General features: G+C 65.1%; 16 protein-coding genes. 9 read left to right on the plus strand and 7 right to left on the minus strand.

What is annotated here, in order from left to right:
* Positions 1-174: 174 nt before the first annotated feature.
* The 4 genes from AC1TPF_RS25515 to AC1TPF_RS25530 form a co-directional block, all read right to left on the minus strand.
* Positions 175-432 (minus strand): HPr family phosphocarrier protein, encoded by a 258-nt coding sequence (locus tag AC1TPF_RS25515; protein ID WP_482141897.1) that lies wholly within the window; start codon positions 430-432, stop codon positions 175-177.
* Positions 433-481: 49 nt separating this feature from the next.
* A complete protein-coding gene (locus AC1TPF_RS25520; protein WP_482145685.1) occupies positions 482-2,578 on the minus strand; it encodes a PTS fructose transporter subunit IIABC in 2,097 nt (698 codons plus the stop codon).
* 71 nt (positions 2,579-2,649) lie between these two features.
* Positions 2,650-3,645 carry a 1-phosphofructokinase family hexose kinase gene (locus tag AC1TPF_RS25525; protein WP_482145686.1) on the minus strand — a complete coding sequence of 332 codons (996 nt, stop codon included), beginning with the start codon at positions 3,643-3,645 and terminating at the stop codon, positions 2,650-2,652.
* Positions 3,642-4,409 carry a DeoR/GlpR family DNA-binding transcription regulator gene (locus AC1TPF_RS25530; protein WP_482145687.1) on the minus strand — a complete coding sequence of 256 codons (768 nt, stop codon included), beginning with the start codon at positions 4,407-4,409 and terminating at the stop codon, positions 3,642-3,644. Before AC1TPF_RS25530 ends, AC1TPF_RS25525 begins: the two co-directional genes overlap by 4 nt.
* A gap of 178 nt (positions 4,410-4,587) precedes the next feature.
* Between AC1TPF_RS25530 and AC1TPF_RS25535 the strand changes: the two genes are divergently transcribed.
* A complete protein-coding gene (locus tag AC1TPF_RS25535) occupies positions 4,588-6,264 on the plus strand; it encodes a phosphoenolpyruvate--protein phosphotransferase (protein ID WP_482145714.1) in 1,677 nt (558 codons plus the stop codon).
* 24 nt (positions 6,265-6,288) lie between these two features.
* Here AC1TPF_RS25535 and AC1TPF_RS25540 read toward each other — a convergent pair whose 3' ends face one another.
* Complete coding sequence (locus AC1TPF_RS25540) at positions 6,289-7,533, minus strand: DoxX family protein (protein WP_482141901.1); 1,245 nt, start codon at positions 7,531-7,533, stop codon at positions 6,289-6,291.
* A 110-nt stretch (positions 7,534-7,643) separates the two neighbouring features.
* Positions 7,644-8,318 carry an MBL fold metallo-hydrolase gene (locus AC1TPF_RS25545; RefSeq protein ID WP_482141902.1) on the minus strand — a complete coding sequence of 225 codons (675 nt, stop codon included), beginning with the start codon at positions 8,316-8,318 and terminating at the stop codon, positions 7,644-7,646.
* A 216-nt stretch (positions 8,319-8,534) separates the two neighbouring features.
* Between AC1TPF_RS25545 and AC1TPF_RS25550 the strand changes: the two genes are divergently transcribed.
* From AC1TPF_RS25550 to ilvD, 3 genes are all read left to right on the plus strand, one after another.
* On the plus strand, positions 8,535-9,161 hold the full coding sequence (locus tag AC1TPF_RS25550; protein WP_482141946.1) for a YoaK family protein: 627 nt from the start codon (positions 8,535-8,537) through the stop codon (positions 9,159-9,161).
* A 158-nt stretch (positions 9,162-9,319) separates the two neighbouring features.
* Positions 9,320-12,271, plus strand: a complete 2,952-nt coding sequence (gene uvrA, locus AC1TPF_RS25555) for an excinuclease ABC subunit UvrA (protein ID WP_482141947.1) — start codon at positions 9,320-9,322, stop codon at positions 12,269-12,271.
* Positions 12,272-12,337: 66 nt separating this feature from the next.
* Complete coding sequence (gene ilvD / locus AC1TPF_RS25560) at positions 12,338-14,026, plus strand: dihydroxy-acid dehydratase (RefSeq protein WP_482145688.1); 1,689 nt, start codon at positions 12,338-12,340, stop codon at positions 14,024-14,026.
* Between the two features lie 89 nt (positions 14,027-14,115).
* On the opposite strand, the gene AC1TPF_RS25565 is transcribed toward ilvD, so the two are convergent.
* Entirely contained in the window at positions 14,116-14,466 is a 351-nt protein-coding gene (locus AC1TPF_RS25565) for a DUF1844 domain-containing protein (RefSeq protein WP_482145689.1), read from the minus strand.
* A gap of 365 nt (positions 14,467-14,831) precedes the next feature.
* On the opposite strand from AC1TPF_RS25565, the gene infC reads away from it, so the two are divergent.
* The 5 genes from infC (at position 14,832) to pheS (ending at position 18,080) form a co-directional block, all read left to right on the plus strand.
* Positions 14,832-15,470, plus strand: coding sequence for a translation initiation factor IF-3 (gene infC / locus AC1TPF_RS25570; RefSeq protein WP_482141948.1), 639 nt, complete (start codon positions 14,832-14,834; stop codon positions 15,468-15,470).
* A 37-nt stretch (positions 15,471-15,507) separates the two neighbouring features.
* A complete protein-coding gene (gene rpmI, locus AC1TPF_RS25575; protein ID WP_482141905.1) occupies positions 15,508-15,702 on the plus strand; it encodes a 50S ribosomal protein L35 in 195 nt (64 codons plus the stop codon).
* A 60-nt stretch (positions 15,703-15,762) separates the two neighbouring features.
* Entirely contained in the window at positions 15,763-16,143 is a 381-nt protein-coding gene (gene rplT, locus AC1TPF_RS25580) for a 50S ribosomal protein L20 (RefSeq protein ID WP_482141906.1), read from the plus strand.
* Positions 16,144-16,160: 17 nt separating this feature from the next.
* Positions 16,161-16,982, plus strand: coding sequence for a TrmH family RNA methyltransferase (locus tag AC1TPF_RS25585; protein ID WP_482145715.1), 822 nt, complete (start codon positions 16,161-16,163; stop codon positions 16,980-16,982).
* Positions 16,983-17,048: 66 nt separating this feature from the next.
* Positions 17,049-18,080 carry a phenylalanine--tRNA ligase subunit alpha gene (pheS, locus tag AC1TPF_RS25590; RefSeq protein ID WP_482145690.1) on the plus strand — a complete coding sequence of 344 codons (1,032 nt, stop codon included), beginning with the start codon at positions 17,049-17,051 and terminating at the stop codon, positions 18,078-18,080.
* Positions 18,081-18,104: the final 24 nt, after the last annotated feature.

Raw genomic sequence — 18,104 nt, forward strand, 5'->3', positions numbered from 1 at the left:
CCTCGAACACGGTCCTCCTCGGTTTGCTTCAGCACCTTGTCGAATTGCGAATTCGACCGCGCCGTACGCGCACAAAATAGTGCTAAAGAATAACGCGGTGGGTCGGGTAAACGTTCCCGGCCCACCGCGTCACGTTGGGGATGCGGCCTGCTAGCAGGCAATACTCATCGTCGTTCAGGCGTCGAGATCCGACGCGACGAGCTGGGCGACCTTGTCGAGGGTTGCCTGGTCTTCGCAGGTGACGGTGACCTCGGTGCCCACGGTGGCGCCGAGAGTCATGATCAGCAATGCCGAACCGGCGTCCACCGGCTCACCACCGGCCACCGAAAGTGTCACCGGGACTCCGGCGGCGGCAACGGCCTCGGCGATCGTGGCTGCGGGGCGGGCATGCAGACCGATGGACGATCCGACTGCAACGGTGGTACTTGGCATGATTTCTCCTTGTTGTTATTCGGTTGATGCTGATCAGGGGCGATATCGGTCAGGCCGCGCTGAGAACCTTTGTCTCGTCGGGTGCTGCCTTGCGGGGACGGATGAATTGTTTGGCAGCGACAACGCACAGCGCCGAGACGATGGTTCCCGCGGCAAGTGCGACAAAGAACCAGGCGATCCCGCCGATGGCGAACGAGACGAAGATGCCACCGTGGGGAGCGCTCAGGGTGACGTCGAAGGCCATGATCAGACCTCCGGTCACGGCGCCACCGGCCATCATCGACGGAATAACCCGCAGTGGGTCGGCCGCCGCAAATGGGATGGCGCCCTCGGAGATGAACGAGGCGCCCAGCAACCAGGCGGCCTTCCCGTTCTCCCGTTCGGCCTCGGTGAAGAGCCCGGGACGGACGGTCGAGGCAAGTGCCATCGCCAGCGGCGGCACCATGCCTGCCGCCATGACCGCGGCCATGATCCGTAGTGAGGCGTCGTCGGTGACCGAGAGTCCGGCCACCGCGAACGCATAGGCCGCTTTGTTGACGGGTCCACCGAGGTCGAAGCACATCATCAATCCGAGGATGACACCGAGCAGGATGGCAGACGAGCCGGACAGGCTGTTGAGCCAGTCGGTCAATCCCTCGGTGATCGAGGCCAGCGGTTTGCCGAGCACGATGAACATCAACAAGCCGACAACCAGCGAGGCGAACAGCGGGATGACCACCACTGGCATCAGACCGCGCGCCCATTGTGGAACGGGTATCCGGCCGATGTAGAGGGCGGCAAAACCGGCGATCAATCCGCCGACGAGGCCGCCGATGAACCCGGCTCCGACGAATACGGCCACCGCGCCCGCGGTGAAACCGGGGGCCAGGCCCGGCCGGTCGGCGATGGCAAACGCTATGTAGCCGGCCAGCGCGGGCACGAGGAAGCTGAAGGCCAGGGAGCCGAGCTGGTACAGGACGGCGCCGATGTAGGTCATCAGACCGCCGTCGGGCAGTGACGTCAGTGAGTTGTCGAGGGTGATCTCTGCTGCGTTGTCCGAGATCTCATAGCCTGCGAACAAGAATCCGAGTGCGATGAGCAGTCCACCGGCGGCCACGAACGGGATCATGTAGCTCACGCCGGTCAGCAGGATCTGACGCGTTCGCGTACCCCAACCGACGTCGCCGCCGCCGGAGCCGGATTGTTCGGTGTCGCCGGTCGTGGAGCCTGCGACTCTGGCCGCGTTGGGATCTTCGCCCGCGCGCAACGCCTCGGTGATCATCGTGTCCGGTTCGTTGATCGCACGCTTGACACCTGAGGCGACCACCGGCTTGCCTGCGAATCGCTCCTTGCCCTTCACTCCGACATCGGTTGCGAAGATCACCGCGTTTGCCGAGGCGATCGCCTCGGGTGACAGCGGAGTGCTGCCGCTCGACCCCTGGGTCTCGACGAGCACCTCGACGCCTGCGCGTTTGCCTGCCGCCACCAGCGAATCGGCGGCCATGTAGGTGTGCGCGATTCCGGTGGGGCAGGCGGTGACCGCGACGATGGTCTGCTCGGACCCGGCCGGACCGGTGTCGCCGGTGGGCGGGGCAGGCGACTTCTCGGTACTTGGCTTCTCAGCACCGGCCTTGTCTGGGGTGGCGGCCGTGGCAGGCGGCGTGGCAGCGGGTGCGGCCGCGGGTGCCGGATGCAGGACATCCTCGACGAGTGCGACAACGTCGTCGGGACCGGCGGCTGAACGGAGTGATGACACGAACTCCGGCCTGACCAGCGCGCGGGCCAGCGAGGTCAGCAGTTTCATGTGCTCGGAACCGGCGCCGGCCGGTGCCGCGATGAGGAACACCAGATCGGCCGGGCCATCGGGGGCGCCGAAATCGACCTTCGGGTCGAGTCTGGCAAATCCGAGGGACGCCGTGACGACGGATTCGTCCCGGCAATGCGGGATCGCGATCCCACCGGGAAGTCCGGTGGCCGATTGTGATTCACGGGCCAGCGCGGCGTCGCGCAGGCTGTCGACGTCGGTGGTGCGCCCGGCGGCGGCGAGCTTGCCGGCCAGGGCCCCGATGACGGCCTCTTTGGTGGTGCCGAGTCCGGCATCGAGCGTGATCAGTTCTGGAGTGATGATCGCCGGCGTGGGGCCGGTGTGGACTGTCGGGTTCGACATGACGGATTCCTAGGTTCGAGATGCGCGATCGTGAGGGTGCGCAGCGCTGGTGTTCAGATCGGGTGCAGCCATCAGGGGCTGCCGAGGATCGAGGTCAGCGCGGTGACGGTCACCGCGTCCGGATTGATGTGACTGGGACTCGGAAGTGCCGTGCCCGGTAGGGCGGCAGCGGCACTGCCGTACGCGACCGCCATGACGAGGCGGTCAGCTGGTCCGGCGTTTTCCAGATCAGCGAGTAGATATCCGGCCAGCGACGAATCGCCGGCACCGACCGTGCTGAGCGGCACGATCGGAGGTGTGGTGGCGTGCCAGGCGCCTGTCGGCGTGACCAATACCGCGCCCGCGGCACCCAATGTGGCGAGCACGGTCTGTGGGCCGCCGCGCTCGATCAGCGATCGGGCCGCGCGGGCGGTGGGGTACGGGTCGCCATCTTCGGCGGCACGTTCGAGTTCAAGTCCGTCCATCCCGACGATCTGCCCCAGTTCTTCAGCGTTGGGCTTAATCAGATCGGGTGCGGCAGTGGAGAATTCGGCCGCGAGTGCACGCAAGGGGCCGTCCGAGGTGTCGACCGCGATCCGGACCGGGGTGCTCCCGGTCGAGGCGGTGCGGAGCGTCGCAACCAGATCGGCGTACCAGCGATCGGGGACTCCCGGTGGCAGCGAACCCGACAGGACCACCCAGTTGGCAGACACCGACAGGTCGCGCAGACAGGTTGCCAGGGCGTCGAGGTGTTCGGGAAGCAGTGCGGCGCCGGGCTCGTTGATCTTGGTCGTGGTGCCGTCCGGTTCGGTCACGGTGAGATTCACGCGCGCCGCACCGGGATATTCGATCGCGCGGTGCTCGATGCCGGCTTCGGTCAATGCCACGAGGAGTGGTTCGTTCCGGTTTCCGGGAAGGACTGCCACGGCGCGTCTTCCGGCAGAGGTGATCACGCGGGCGACGTTGACGCCCTTGCCGCCCGGATGTGAGGTCGCGGTGGTGGCACGGTGTACGGCGCCGCGACGCAGTGGTTCGGCCAGCGTCACGGTGCGGTCGATGCTGGGATTGGCGGTCAGCGTGATGATCATGCCGTCACCAGGTCGACGCCGGCATCGACGAACTCGGCACGGGCGGCGTCCGAGATCTCAGTGTCGGTGATGAGTACATCGACCCGGTCGATCGGGGCGAAGCTGATCAGGTCTTCGCGGCCGACCTTCGAGGAGTCCGCGACGACCACAACCTGGTGCGCGGATGCGACCATGGCCCGCTTGACGGCTGCTTCGTCGCTGTCTGGCGTGGACAAACCGTGGCGCACGCTGATGCCGTTGGTCCCGATCACCGCGACGTCGACTCGCATCGTGGACAGTGTGCGTAGGGCTTCGTCACCGACGACTGCCTGGGTGATGCCGCGGACGCGTCCGCCGAGCAGATGCAGCCGCAGACCGCCGAGGCCGCTGACTCGCATGGCAACCGGAAGGGAGTTGGTGATGACAACCAGATCCTGGTCGGTTGGCAGGTACGCGGCCAACCGTGCGGCGGTGGTCCCGGCATCGATCAGCACACTGCCACCGGCCGGTGGCAAGTGGTCGAGGGCGGCTTTCCCGATTCGTTCTTTCTCGTCTGCGTGGCTGTTCTCGCGCTCGGTGGTGCCGAGTTCGATGGCGGTCAGGGCCGAGGCCGGGACCGCGCCGCCGTGTACCCGGCGGATCAGTCCGAGCCGGTCCAGTGCGGCCAGATCGCGACGGACGGTTTCGGTCGTCACGGCGTACAGCTCGGCGAGGTCTGCGACTGACATGCGACCGTTCTGCGCGATGACCGATGCCATCGCCTGCTGCCGTTCCTCTGGGTACATCCGTCCTCCGTGTGGCTCGCCGCGATGTGCAAGCATGTGGTTTGAATGTTGCTTTATGTTGTTTTATGCCCGAACGTATTGTCTTGTCAAGAGGTTTCTGTAATCTAGATCACATCGCTACGTTGGATATGTCCAGCCACGCGAGGTGAACGGATCGGTCTGAGGAGGTCGGATGAATATGTCAGCGCAGGTGGAGAGTCCGCGTCAGGTTCTGCGAGGTACCCCGGTGGTGCCCGGCGTTGTCCTCGGGCCTGCTGTTGTGCCCGGACCTCGCGTGGATCCGGTGATCAACACAGATCCCGTGCCTGCTGCGGGTCGTGAGGCCGAGCTTCAAGCGTTCGGTCAGGCGACCACCGCTGTGGCGAAGCGTCTGCAAGACCGTGCGTCGATGACGAGCGGTTCGGCATCGGAGGTGCTCTCGGCCAACGCTGCGATGGCGACCGATCGCGGGTGGCTGGGCGCCGCAGAAAACCTGATCACCGCCGGCAGTTCGGCCGCGGCCGCGGCCGTTGCTGCGACCGCTCAGTTCGCCGACATGTTCACCAAACTCGGCGGGCTGATGGCCGAGCGGGTGACCGATCTCAACGACGTTCGCGATCGGGTGCTGGCCGAGTTGCTTGGGCAGCCGGAACCCGGTATCCCGGTGCCGGAGGTGCCTTCGGTGCTCCTGGCCGACGACCTCGCACCCGCTGACACCGCAGGACTTGACCCGACGCTGATCGTCGGGCTCGCAACATCACTCGGCGGACCGACCAGTCACACCGCGATCATCGCCCGTCAGCTCGGGATCCCTTGTGTGGTGGCGGTTTCCGGACTCGAGACCGTCGCGGCCGGAACGCCGGTGCTGATCGACGGAAGCGCCGGTGAACTGACGGTGTCGCCGGACGAGGAGGTCGCGGCACAGGCCGTTGCCGCATATAGGTTGATCGCCGAGCGCACTGCCACCTGGACAGGTCCGGGCGTGACCTCGGATGGGCATCGCGTGGATGTGCTCGCCAACGTCCAGGACGGGGCAGGCGCGCGGGTGGCTGCCAGGAGCGCGGCCGGGGGAGTCGGACTGTTCCGGACCGAACTCTGCTTCCTCGATCGGGAGCAGGAACCGCCGGTCGATGAGCAGGCGGCGATCTACCGCGAGGTGATCGAGGCATTTCCCGATTCCAAGGTGGTCCTGCGAACCCTTGATGCCGGCTCGGACAAGCCGCTGCGCTTCGCCGCCCATCCTGATGAGGCGAATCCCGCGCTTGGCGTCCGTGGTATTCGAATGGCATTCCTGGACAACGGATTACTTGAGCGTCAGCTCGACGGGGTGGCGGCCGCGGCCGACGGCCTGCGGGCACCCTGGGTGATGGCACCGATGATCGCCACCCCGGCCGAGGCCAAGTGGTTTGCCGAGAAGGTGCGCGAACGCGGGCTGGTGCCCGGCGTGATGATCGAGGTGCCCGCGGCGGCGCTACTGGCCGAACGAATTCTCGAGCACGTCGACTTCCTGTCGATCGGTACCAACGACCTCGCCCAGTACACGATGGCCGCTGATCGGATGTCGGCTGATCTTGCCGGGCTGACCGATCCGTGGCAGCCGGCGGTGCTGTCCCTGGTTGCGCGGACGGCGGCGGCAGGTGCGGCGGCAGGCAAACCGGTGGGTGTCTGTGGTGAGGCGGCGGCCGATCCGCTGCTCGCCTGTGTCCTTGTCGGGCTGGGTGTCACATCGTTGTCGGCGGCGGCCTCGGCGGTGGCCGGAGTCGGCGCGAAGCTCGGGACGGTCAGCCTCGATGACTGCCGCCGCGCCGCGGCAGCGGTCTCGCAGACGTCCGATCCGGTAGGTGCGCGGGCAGCGGCCCGTGCGGTGCTGGGCTGAGGCCCGCGCGCCCACCGGATTCAACTAGACCGCTTTTTCTGCTTTCTTCTGTGCCTTCTTGGCCTGCTCACGGGCAAGGGCCGAGAGCTTGGCGCCTTCGTCGGCGGCGCGCTCGGCAACTTCGGTGCCGTGCTCTCGCACGTACTCGACCAGCTCAGGGGCCTTGTCGCGCACCGTGTTCAGGTAGTGCTCGGCGTAGCCGTTGGTCGACGCCCAGGCCTTTGCTGCCGACTCCGCGAGCTCCGCGCCTCGCTCGGCCGCCAGATCTTTGGCGGTCGAACCGTTCTTGGCAGCCTTCTTCGTGAGCTTGGCCTGCTCATGTGCGGCGAGCTTTGCGAACTTCGCTTGCTTCTTACCGGCCTGCTTGCCCAGCTTCGCCTGCTTTTTGGCGGCCACCTTGGAGAGCGCGGCCTGCTTCTTTGCGGCAGCCTTGGTGAGCGTGGCGGCCCGATCAGAAGCCACGTCCGCCAGATGCTCGCCCCTCTTCGACGCGACGTCGGCGAACTCGGAGGCCCGCTCGGCAGCGATTCCCGCGAGGACAGCTCCCCGTTTGGTCGCCACATCCGAGAACTCGGACCCACGTTCGACCGCGACATCGGCGAATGTGGCCGCCTTCTCCGATGCCTTGTGTGCCAGTTCCGCTGCGCGCTCCGAAGCCACATCGGCGAACTTGCCACCTCGATCAGCGGCGACCTCGGCCAACTCCCCGGTGCGTTCGGAGACCAACCCGGCGAGGTGCGAGGCCTTGTCGGTGAGTACCTCTGTTGTTGCCGAACCGGATGAACCGGAGGGCAGCACGGCGGCCACCTTCTCGCCGGCGGTGGCGGCAGCCTTGCGTCCGCGCCAGGCGAGCGACGGTTTGCCCTCGGTGTCGACCGTGGCGAGCAGCAGTCCGCCGAGCAGACCGAGGTTCTGGATGAAGTGCGCCTGCTGTTCGGCGCGCTCATGTGGGTCGGTTTCGTTCCAGAAATCGTGGCCGGCCAAGGTGGTCGGGACCACAACGCCCGCGAGCGACAGTGCTGCCAGCCTCGGGAACTTCCCGGTCGCCAGGGCCAGGCCGCCGACGATGTGAATGGCGCCGTTGACGCGGACGAGAACCTGCGTGTCGGCAGGGATGAGGTCCGCGGCTGCGGGTGGCAGCGCGACCTTTGCCTTGTCAACGTAGGGTTGCGCGGCCTCGGCAAGTGCTTCCGGCCGTCGGATCACCTCGACCCCGGTGGCGATGAACGCTGCTGCGAGCATGGGACGGGCAATTCGGCGAATCAGCATGAAGGGCCTCCTCAAAGACACTGTTCTAAGTCGAATCTGCTTGTCGAACTTCTCGGCTACTGCTCTTTTGAGCCTATAGACGTTGGGTGTGTACCCCGCGGAGCGAACTTCTACCAGCCTCGCTCGCGCCATTCATCGAGATGGGGGCGCTCGGCACCGAGAGTGGTGTCGAGTCCGTGGCCGGGATAGACCACCGTGCTGTCGTCGAATCGGTCGAACAGCTTTGTCTTGACGTCGCTGATCAGCGATTCGAAGTCTTCTGGTGTCTGCGATTTGCCGACACCGCCGGGGAACAGACAGTCGCCGGTGAACAGGTGGGTGACGTCGTCGTCGAAGAACAGGGCGATGGAACCGTCGGTGTGGCCTTTGACGTGAATGGTCCCCAGCTTCAGGTTGCCGACCTCGATGACGTCGCCCTCGTCGACGAGCCGATCGGTGGCCACCTGGATCGGTGGGGCGTCGATCCGGCCCGCAGCGGTGGGTAGACCGGTTGCCTTGACCACCTCTTCGAGTGCGATCCAGTGGTCGGGATGCCAGTGGGTGGTGAAGATCGATTCAATGTGGCCGTGTGCCTTGATCAGGTCGATCAGGACATCGGCGTCGTTGGCGGCGTCGATCAACAGACCCTTGCCGGTTTCACGGCAGGTGATGACGTAGACGTTGTTGTCCATCGGGCCGACGGACAATTTGAGGATCGTCGAATTCGGTGTGGTTTTGCGTTGTGGCACATCCGAATTGCTGAAGTCGCCGGTGTAGTTGTCGGAAATCGGGGCCGCTGCACTCATGGGAACAACCCTAACCGTCCGAATGAGGGTTTGGGGGTCGCCTGCCCCCGAATCTGCGCCGATGGGTCCACGGCGACTGAGATGGGCATCCGCCACCGACTCTGCACCAGACCGGCTGAACTGGGCCGGTGACGCATAATTGAGCCCATTGGCCGGACTCGGCCGGGAGTTGTGGATGGTGACGGTGCGGCCTTGAACACGATCGATCGCAGTGAACTGGCGTTGGCCACCGCATTGACCGCGGTCGCAGGATTTCTGGACGCGGTCGCGTTCATCCACCTCGGGGGCTATTTCATCTCGTTCATGAGCGGCAACACAACGCAGATGTCGACGTCGTTCGTCGAGGACATGACGGGTGCGGGGCTGCGTTGCCTGCTGATCATCGGATTGTTCGTGATCGGGGTCATGGTGGGTTCGATTGTTCGCCGCCTCAATGCCGAGGTGCATGGTCGAATCGCGGTGATGTGTTCGGTGACAACACTTCTCGGGGTGTCAGCGGTGATCGCGGCCGCGTGGTCCGGATATGCGTCCTTGATGGTCGTGGCAGTCGCGATGGGCGCACTCAACTCGGTGTTCGAGAAATCGGGGGTGGTCTCGGTGGGCTTGACCTACATGACCGGCACCCTGGTGAAGGCGGCGCAGCGGCTCGTGGATGCGGCGTTCGGTGGCCCGCGATGGGGGTGGGTCCGGCATTTCCTGTTGTGGTCGGCGATGGCCGTCGGCGCGTTCGCCGGTGCCGGCGCCTACCGTGGAATAGGTATGTCGGCGGTGTGGTTACCGTTTGTGATCGTTGCCTTGCTCACACTCTGGGTGGTGAGGGTTTTCGCAGGTCAGAAGGTTTGACGAGCTGCGGCAGGGGGCGCGATCGGTCGGCAGGCTCTGCTGCCGCCGGTATCTTGTCAGTAGGTGCCTCTAGCATTGCCGGGTACGCCCTGGCGCACGCCCAACAGCTGATCAGTGATGGTCGGCACAGTACTAATTTGACCTTGAAAAGGACCACAGTGGTTGATCGACTCATCGTGCGCGGAGCCCGCGAACACAATCTTCGCGGCGTCGACGTGGATCTCCCGCGCGACAGTTTGATCGTTTTCACCGGGCTCTCCGGCTCCGGGAAGTCGAGCCTGGCCTTCGACACGATCTTCGCCGAGGGCCAGCGCCGATACGTCGAATCGCTCTCCGCATACGCCCGGCAGTTCCTCGGGCAGATGGACAAGCCCGACGTCGACTTCATCGAGGGTCTGTCTCCGGCGGTCTCGATCGACCAGAAGTCCACCAACCGCAACCCGCGGTCGACGGTCGGCACCATCACCGAGGTCTACGACTACCTTCGTCTGTTGTATGCGCGCGCAGGCAAGGCACATTGCCCCGAGTGCGGGGCGGCCATCGAGAAGCAGACCCCGCAGCAGATCGTCGATCAGGTGCTGGCGATGGAAGAGGGCATTCGATTCCAGGTGCTCGCGCCGGTGGTGCGGACCCGCAAGGGTGAGTTCGTCGACCTGTTCGGCACGTTGCAGACGCAGGGTTTCTCGCGCGCCCGTATCGACGGTGTGGTCCATCCGCTGGCTGATCCTCCGAAGCTCAAGAAGCAGGAGAAGCACGACATCGAGGTCGTCGTCGACCGGCTCGCGGTGAAGGCCTCGGCCAAGCAGCGGCTCACCGATTCGGTGGAGACCGCGCTCGGTCTGGCCGACGGTGTGATCGTGCTCGACTTCGTCGATCTGGAAGAAGATGATCCGGATCGTGAGCGCCGGTTCTCCGAGCGGATGGCCTGCCCGAACGGTCACCCCATCGCGATCGACGATCTCGAGCCCCGCTCGTTCTCGTTCAACTCGCCCTACGGTGCCTGCCCGGATTGCGATGGCCTCGGTATCCGTAAAGAGGTCGACGAGGAATTGGTCGTCCCGGATTCCGATCTGACGCTCGCCGAGGGCGCCATCGCGCCGTGGGCGGGTGGCCACAACGCCGACTACTTCCTGCGATTGCTGTCCGGACTCGGCGACGCCATGGGTTTCGACACCGACACCCCGTGGAAAAAGCTGCCGGTCAAGGCACGTCGGGCGATCCTGAACGGCAGTGAACATCAGGTCCACGTGCAGTTCCGCAACCGCTACGGCCGCACCCGCTCGTATTACACCGAGTTCGAAGGTGTGATGTCGTTCCTGCATCGCCGGATGGAGCAGACCGAGTCCGAGCAGATGAAGGATCGGTACGAGGGCTACATGCGGGACATCCCGTGTCCCACCTGTAACGGCGCCCGTCTGCGTCCGGAGATCCTGGCGGTCACCCTCGACCACAAGCGGTTCGGTGAGAAGTCGATCGCCGAGGTCTGCGCCCTGTCGGTCGCCGAATGCGCCGACTACCTCTCCGACCTCAAGCTCGGAAAGCGTGAGGAAGCCATCGCCGGCCAGGTCCTCAAAGAGGTGCAGTCACGCATCCGCTTCCTGTTGGACGTGGGACTGGAGTATCTGTCGCTCTCCCGGGCGGCGGGATCGTTGTCCGGCGGTGAAGCGCAGCGCATCCGGTTGGCAACCCAGATCGGTTCCGGCCTGGCCGGTGTCCTCTACGTTCTGGACGAACCGTCGATCGGCCTGCATCAGCGGGACAACCGGCGGCTCATCGACACCCTCACCAGGCTGCGTGACCTGGGCAACACCCTGATCGTGGTCGAGCATGACGAGGACACCATCCGTTCTGCGGACTGGATCGTCGACATCGGCCCTCACGCCGGTGAACACGGCGGTCGGGTTGTCCACAGTGGCAGCTACAAAGACCTGCTGAAGAACGAGGAATCCATCACGGGCGCATACCTTTCGGGGCGTTCGAGGCTGGAGGTCCCGGAGACCCGGCGGCCGATCGACCGCAAACGACAGTTGACCGTTGTCGGGGCCCGGGAGCACAACCTCCAGGGCATCGATGTCGTGTTCCCGCTGGGTGTTCTCACCGCGGTCACCGGTGTCTCGGGGTCGGGCAAGTCGACTCTGGTCAACGACATCCTGGCAACGGTGATGGCCAACAAGCTCAACGGTGCGCGCCAGGTCCCCGGCCGGCACACCCGCATCAACGGGATGGACAACCTCGACAAGCTGGTCCGTGTCGATCAGTCTCCGATCGGCCGCACCCCGCGATCCAACCCGGCCACCTACACCGGTGTGTTCGACAAGATCCGGACCCTGTTCGCCGCCACAACCGAGGCCAAGGTCCGCGGCTACCAGCCGGGCCGGTTCTCGTTCAACGTCAAGGGTGGCCGCTGCGAGGCATGCTCGGGCGAGGGCACGATCAAGATCGAGATGAACTTCCTGCCCGACGTCTACGTGCCGTGCGAGGTTTGTCACGGTGCGCGGTACAACCGCGAAACGCTCGAGGTCCACTACAAGGGCAAAACCATCTCCGAGGTGCTCGACATGCCCATCGAGGTGGCCGCCGAGTTCTTCGAACCGATCACCTCGATCCATCGGTACCTCAAGACCCTCAACGAGGTCGGGCTGGGTTATGTCCGGCTCGGGCAGCCGGCGACAACACTGTCCGGCGGTGAGGCGCAGCGCGTGAAGCTGGCGGCCGAACTACAGAAGCGGTCGACCGGACGCACCGCCTATGTCCTCGACGAGCCCACCACCGGTCTGCACTTCGAGGACATCCGCAAGTTGATCCACGTGATCAACGGCCTTGTCGACAAGGGCAATTCAGTGATCGTCATCGAGCACAATCTCGACGTCATCAAGACCGCCGACTGGGTCATCGACATGGGTCCCGAAGGCGGATCGGGTGGCGGCACCGTGGTTGTCGAGGGAACCCCCGAAGATGTCGCAGCCGAGCCGCTGAGTCATACGGGCAAGTTCCTCGCCGAGATCCTGAAGCCGACGAGTGCCGCGGCGCCGACGCCTGCGCGTAAAGCGGCCCCGCGGAAGGCTGCGGCCAAGCAGACTGGACGTAAGAAAGCGGTCACCGCAGGCTGAGTGCGGCACGACTGATCGGGTCAGGCGGGATCCTCGCCGGCCGACGACAACACCGAGGAGTTCCAAATGGTCGACATGAAGCCCCGTAGCCGCACCGTCACCGACGGGATCAGTGCGGCTCCGAGTCGCGGAATGCTTCGTGCGGTCGGGATGGGTGACGAGGACTGGGATAAGCCCCAGATCGGCATCGGCAGCTCGTGGAACGAGATCACCCCCTGCAACCTGTCGCTCGACCGGCTGGCTCAGGCCAGCAAGGAGGGTGTGCACGCCGGTGGCGGATACCCGCTGGAGTTCGGCACCATCTCGGTCTCCGACGGCATCTCGATGGGCCACGAGGGCATGCATTTCTCCCTGGTCTCGCGTGAGGTGATCGCCGATTCGGTCGAGACCGTGATGTCGGCCGAACGCCTCGACGGATCGGTGCTGCTGGCCGGGTGCGACAAGTCGCTGCCCGGCATGCTGATGGCGGCGGCCCGCCTCGACCTGGCGTCGGTGTTCCTCTACGCGGGCACCATCGCGCCGGGCTGGGTCAAGCTCGCCGACGGCACCGAGCGAGATGTCACCCTGATCGACGCCTTCGAGGCGGTCGGGGCCTGTCGGGCAGGCAAGATGTCCGAGGAAGATCTGGGCCGCATCGAGCGGGCCATCTGTCCGGGCGAGGGGGCCTGCGGTGGCATGTACACCGCCAACACCATGGCGTCGATCGCCGAAGCCCTGGGGATGAGCCTGCCGGGCTCGGCCGCGCCGCCTGCCGCTGATCGACGACGGGATGCCTTCGCCCATCGTTCGGGGGAGGCAGTGGTCAACCTGCTGCGGCTCGGGATCACCACCCGCAACATCATCACCAAACCCGCACTCGAGAACGCGATCACCGTCACCATGGCCCTTGGCGGTTCCACCAACGCGGTGCTGCACCTGCTCGCCATCGCCAGCGAGGCCGAGGTCGATCTGCACCTCGACGACTTCAACCGCATCGGCGACCGCACGCCCCACCTGGGCGACCTCAAGCCGTTCGGCCGATACGTGATGAACGACTTCGACCGCCACGGCGGTATCCCGGTCATCATGAAGGCTCTTCTGGACGCCGACCTGCTCAACGGCGATGCCCTCACCGTCACCGGCAAGACCTTGGCCGAGAACCTCGAGGCAATGGAGATCGGCCCGCTCGACGGGAAAGTCATTCGGGCACTGGACAACCCGATCCACAAGACCGGCGGCATCACCATCCTGCACGGCTCGTTGGCGCCGGAGGGTGCCGTGGTCAAGTCGGCAGGCTTCGACGCCGACACCTTCGAGGGCCCGGCGCGGGTCTTCGAACGCGAACAGAGTGCCCTGGCCGCGTTGGCCGACGGTGTGATCCAGGCGGGCGATGTGGTGGTGATCCGGTACGAGGGTCCCAAAGGTGGACCCGGGATGCGGGAGATGCTGGCGATCACCGGCGCGATCAAGGGCGCCGGCCTGGGTAAAGATGTGTTGTTGCTCACCGACGGACGATTCTCCGGCGGCACCACCGGGCTCTGCATCGGGCACATCGCGCCGGAGGCATCCGACGGGGGACCGGTTGCCTTCATCCGTGACGGCGACCGCATCCGGGTCGATATCGCGGGCCGCACCCTCGATCTCCTCGTCGATGATGCCGAGATCGAGTCGCGCAAACAGGACTGGCAACCGCTCGACCACAAGTATCAGCGGGGCGTGCTCTCCAAGTACGCAAAGCTCGTGCGTTCGGCCTCGGTCGGCGCCGTCACCCACTGACCCACTGGCACACCCGATGATGTGCCCTTTTGGCGAACAAAACCCCAGGTGGGCGCCGCCAAAAGGTCACATCATCGGGGAGCGGCGGGCTATTCGGTGACGGGGCCGGTCTGCTTCTCGCCGGGACCCTTACCGAGTTCGTCGGGATGGGAGCTGGCCTCCCGGAAGGCGAGTTGCAGGCTCTTGAGGCCATCGCGAAGTGCGGAGGCGTGGATGCCCAAATCGGCGACCGACGCCTCGATGAGGCCGGCCAGGGCGGTGATCAGTTTGCGGGCTTCGTCGAGGTCGAGGTGCGGGCTCGTCGACGGATCTTGCTCGGACAAGCCGAGTTTTTCGGCCGCGGCGCTCATCAGCATGACCGCGGCTCGGGTGATCACTTCGATGGCCGGGATATCGGCCAGGTCGCGCACGTCGGGCTCGGAATTCAGGTTTTCCGTCATGGCTGTTAGACTTTCACCTACGACCGCCCTGGTTCACGCCGGGGTTGCAAGTGGAGTTCACACTCCCACCGCTCGACGTCGATATCTTCGTAAGAAGGAATCGCACGGTTGAACGGTCCGGTTTTGTCGCCGGAGATGCCGCGAATGCGGAATATTCTCCGGGGGTCTTCGCGTTGGAGGCTGTGATCGCTGGGATGCGATAGGTGACATATACCGGTCGGTGTGGGCCCCGTCGATGATCACCATCGATCCGGGGCCTTTTCGCTGAGGATCTGTTTCACCAGTTGCTACCGCGGTCCAACCTGAGACGAAAACGTCTGCCACGAGGAACCACCTACGTACGCGGACACAAATGAGGAGGCCCCATCAGCACTGAGACTCGTATCAATGAGCGCATCCGAGTACCCGAGGTCCGTCTTGTCGGCCCCAACTCGGAGCAGGTAGGCATTGTCCGCGTGGAAGATGCCCTGCGCTTGGCTATCGAGGCCGATCTCGACCTGGTCGAGGTTGCCCCGAATGCGCGTCCGCCGGTCTGCAAGATCATGGACTACGGCAAGTTCAAATACGAGGCGGCACAGAAGCAGCGCGAATCGCGTCGCAACCAGCAGATGACCGTCATCAAGGAGCAGAAGCTCCGCCCCAAGATCGACGACCACGATTACGAGACCAAAAAAGGTCACGTCATCCGCTTCCTCGAAGCCGGGTCGAAGGTCAAGGTGACGATCATGTTCCGTGGACGCGAGCAGTCGCGCCCGGAACTCGGTTACCGATTGCTGCAGCGTTTGGGCTCCGACGTAGGCGAGTACGGGTTCGTCGAGACCTCCGCCAAGCAGGATGGCCGCAACATGACGATGGTCCTGGCCCCACACAAGGGCGCCAAGACCAAGGCACAAGCACAAGCACAAGCACAAGCTCCAAAAGCGCAAGCGCAACCTCAGCAGAGTGCACCCACCAAGCCTGCGGCAGATTCAGGGCCGGCTCCGGCCGCCAACCCTGAGAGCTGACCCTCTCCACAGGCGTTACGAAGAGAAAGGCATTCCCATGCCCAAGACCAAAACCCACAAGGGAACCGCTAAGCGTTTCAAGGTGACCGGTAGCGGCAAGATCGTCCGTCAGCGTGCGGGCCGTCGCCACCTGATGGAGCACAAGCCCTCCAAGCAGACCCGTCGTCTCGATGGCACCGTTGTCGTTTCTGCGAACGATGCTCCCCGCATCAAGCGCCTGCTGAAGATCTAACGCTCCCCAGACCACCCGCTGCCGGTTCCCGGCCGCCACATATCTAAGAGGTAAATTCACATGGCACGCGTGAAAAGGGCGGTAAACGCCCAGAAGAAGCGTCGTTCGATCCTGGAAGCTTCCAAGGGTTACCGCGGACAGCGTTCGCGGCTGTACCGCAAGGCCAAAGAGCAGCAGCTCCACTCGCTGACCTACGCCTACCGCGACCGTCGCGCCCGCAAGGGTGAGTTCCGCAAGCTGTGGATCTCGCGTATCAACGCTGCGGCCCGGGCCAACGACATCACCTACAACCGCTTCATCCAGGGTCTGAAGATCGCTGATGTCGAGGTCGACCGCAAGATCCTCGCCGAGATCGCCGTGAGCGATCCCGAGGCATTCGCCGGTCTGGTCGCAGTTGCCAAGCAGGCACTGCCGGCTGACGTCAACGCCCCCGCAGCCTGATCAGCAGCGAGACAAACATCCCCGCGCCGGACGTTCTCACCGAACGTTCGGCGCGGGTTGTTTCATATGCAAAGCTGCACCGTTCCGCGGCGCGGCGTAAGGCAGGCAGCTTCCTGGCCGAAGGATTCAATGCCGTCGACGCCGCCGTCGGATCGCGTCGCGCACAGATTCTGTTGGCGACCGACGAGGCCCTGGACCGGTACGCCGATCTTGTGCACAAGGCGCGGGCCGGTGGCATCGAGGTCGTGCCCATCTCCTCGGGTGCAGCCGACAAGCTCGCCGAAACCATCACCAGCACCGGGTTGTTCGTGGTCTGCGACCTGGTCGACGTGCCGATGTCAGAGGTGCTGAGCGCCACTCCGCGACTGCTCGCGGTGCCGATCGAGATGACCGATCCGGGCAATGCAGGCACCCTCATCCGGACCGCCGATGCGATGGGCGCCGACGGCGTCATCCTCGCCGGTGACAGTGTCGATCCGCACAACGGCAAGTGCGTACGTTCCACGGCCGGCAGTGTGTTCCACGTGCCGGTCGCCAGGGAGCGGAGTGTCGACGAGGTCCTCGCCGCGCTACGCCAGGCCGGTGTGGCCATCTGTGCAACCGCGGGGGATGCCGAGTTGAGCCTGCCCGACGCCGGTGAGGTGCTCGCCGGGCCGACCGCATGGTTGTTCGGCAACGAGGCGCATGGACTGCCGGACGACATCCTGGCGCAGGCCGATCACCGGATCTCGATTCCGATCCACGGTCGAGCGGAGAGCCTCAACCTGGCTGCCGCGGCCGCGATCTGCCTCTATGCCAGCGCCGATGCCACTCGAGCGGTCGACTACCCTCGCAGGTGAGCCAAGCCAGTTCCATCAGACGTACTTCAGCTCTAAGAAGTCATATTCAAGGGAGTCAACACAGCCGTGGCCGACGTCGACAGCCAGAGCTTGGCGACCGCAGTGGACGCTGCCGTCGCAGCATTTTCCGCCGCGGTTGATCTGCCAGCGCTGGCAACTGCCAAGACCGAGCACCTCGGTGACAAGTCGCCGATCGCATTGGCCCGCCGCGAACTCGGCGCGTTGCCGAAGGAGCAGAAGGCCGAGGCCGGGAAGCTCGTCAATGTTGCTCGGGGACAGGCGCAGAAGGCGTACGAAGAGCGTCTTGCGGTCCTGACCGCCGAGCGCGATGCCGCCGTGCTGGTCGCCGAGACCATCGACGTCACGCTGCCGACCGCGCGCCGGACACCGGGAGCCCGGCACCCGATCACCGTGATCGGCGATCAGGTCGCCGACGTGTTCGTCGGGATGGGCTGGGAGATCGCCGAAGGTCCCGAGGTCGAGACCGAGCACTTCAACTTCGATGCGCTGAACTTCCTGCCGGATCATCCGGCGCGGTCGATGCAGGACACCTTCTACATCGCGCCGACCGAGTCGCGCCAGGTGCTGCGTACCCACACCTCGCCGGTGCAGGTGCGTGCCATGTTGTCGCGGGAATTGCCGATCTACGTCGCCTGCCCTGGCCGCACATTCCGCACCGATGAACTCGACGCGACCCATACCCCGGTGTTCCATCAGGTCGAGGGCCTTGCCGTGGACAAGTGCCTGACGATGGCACACCTGCGGGGCACCCTCGATCACTTCGCCAAGGCGCTGTTCGGTCCCGAGACGGTCACCCGGATGCGTCCGAGCTACTTCCCGTTCACCGAACCCTCGGCGGAGGTGGACGTCTGGTTCGCCGGCAAGAAGGGTGGCGCCGGCTGGGTCGAGTGGGGCGGCTGCGGCATGGTCCATCCGAATGTCCTGCGCGCCAGCGGCATCGACCCCGAGGTCTACTCGGGATTCGCCTTCGGGATGGGACTCGAACGAACCCTGCAGTTCCGCAACGACCTGCCCGACATGCGCGACATGGTCGAGGGCGACATCCGCTTCACGGTGCCCTTCGGTCCCGGCGCCTGAGTACGCAGAACCAACGAAAGAGCT

The organism is Williamsia sp. Y853, from assembly GCF_056786495.1.